Below are 1,881 nucleotides of genomic sequence, written 5' to 3'. Positions count from 1 at the left end.
GTGGCGCCGGCGGCGCCGGCGGCAACGGCGGCGCGGGCGGCCTGAACGTTGACGGTTCGCAGGCCACCACCGGCAACGGTGGAGCTGGTGGTGCGGGCGGCCGCGGCGGGAACGGTTTTAACGGCGCCAACGGTGACGAGCCCGGTGCCGATGGCACTCATGGTGGCAACGGTGGAGCCGGTGGCGCGGGTGGTGTCGGCGGTAGTGGCACCGTTGAGGGTGCTCACGGTGTTGGTGGTGTCGGTGGTAACGCCGGCAACGGCGGCAACGGAGCCGACGGCGCTGTCGGCGCCAACGGAGATGCCCAGAACATTGCCGGTCAGGCCGGCCAAGACGGTGGCGCGGGTGGCAACGCCGGTAAGGGCGGCGCCGGTGGCGACAACGGTGATGGCACTGCCGCTGCAGCGGGAAGCAACGGCCAAGCCGGCTTCGGCGGTAATGGCGGGGCGGGTGGTGCTGGCCTAGCTGGAGGCAACGGCACCGAGCAGAACCCTGACGGCACGGCCGGTGGCGCGGGCGGCGCCGGCGGTAACGGTGGTTTGGGTGGTTTCTACGTAGACGGTTCGCAGGCCGCGACGGGCAACGGTGGTGCCGGTGGTGTCGGTGGCGCCGGTGGAAACGGCCTCAACGGTGTCAACGGTGCTACTGCGGGTGCTGCTGGTACGAACGCTGGCAATGGCGGTGCCGGCGGCGCTGGTGGTGTCGGTGGCACCGGCAGCCTGGTCGGTGCGCACGGCGTCGGCGGTGTCGGCGGTAACGGCGGTAACGGTGGCCATGGCGCTGACGGTGGCAACGGCGCTGCGGGTGTTGTCGGCAACCCCGACGGTGCGGCCGGGCAGAACGGTGGCGCCGGTGGTAACGCCGGTAAGGGCGGCGCCGGTGGTGACAGCGGCAACGGCACCTTCGCTAGTTCGGGCACCGGTGGTGTCGGCGGCCTCGGCGGCGACGGTGGTGTCGGTGGTGCCGGCCTGGCCGGGGTGAACGGAGTCGCGGGTTCGGTCGATGGCACCGCGGGTGGCAACGGCGGCGCCGGCGGCAATGGCGGCCTGGGCGGTCAGAACGCCGACGGTTCACAGGCCGCCACCGGTGTCGGCGGCGCGGGCGGCGCGGGCGGGGCGGGCGGTAACGGATTCAACGGTACGAACGGTTCTGCTCCCGGCGCCGACGGCGCCGACGCCGGCGATGGTGGCGGCGGCGGTAACGGTGGTGCCGGTGGTACGGGCTCCATCAGCGGTGCTCATGGCTCTGGCGGCGCCGGCGGCAACGGCGGTAACGGCGGTCACGGTGCTAACGGCGCCAACGGTGAAAACGGCGATGCCGAGCACATGGATGGCTACGCCGGTCAGCAGGGCGGCTCCGGTGGCGCCGGTGGCGCGGGTGGCGCTGGTGGTTCCAGCGGCGGCGGCAAGTACGCCTCGGACGGTGGCGATGGCGCCGGAGGCTACGGCGGCAAGGGCGGCGTGGGCGGTAACGCCTTCCACGGCGCTGACGGCAGCGAAAGTGACCCTGACGGTGCTGCCGGTGGTAACGGTGGCGTCGGCGGCGCGGGCGGCAACGGTGGCACCGGCGGCGGTACGACCGGCATCGGTGGAAATGCCGGCGACGGTGGCGGCGGCGGCAAGGCCGGTAACGGCGGCGCCGGAGCGAACGGAACTGCAGACAACCCCGACGGCGGCAAGGGCGGACAGGGCGGCAACGTCGGTGTCGGCGGTGCGGGCGGTACCGGAGGCGCGGGTGGCACCACCGGCGCCAACGGCGCGGCGGGCACTTCGCCCACCAGTGGCGGCAACGGCGGTAAGGGCGGTGCCGGTTACGACGCTGCGAGTGATCCGGGCGCTGCGCCGGGTACGGCCGGTGGCAATGGTGGTGCCCTGTCTCTTA

The 1,881-nt window shown here is 73.2% G+C and carries 1 pseudogene; it reads left to right on the top strand.

Features of this window, described 5'->3' with window-relative positions:
- Positions 1–1,881, top strand: a pseudogene (locus tag LI94_RS24065) (PE family protein); the annotation flags it as partial.

This window comes from Mycobacterium sp. UM_Kg27 (assembly GCF_000972905.1).
Lineage (GTDB): Bacteria > Actinomycetota > Actinomycetes > Mycobacteriales > Mycobacteriaceae > Mycobacterium.
Note: the sequence above shows the minus strand (reverse complement) of the source record. Positions and strands in the feature narration are given on the sequence as shown.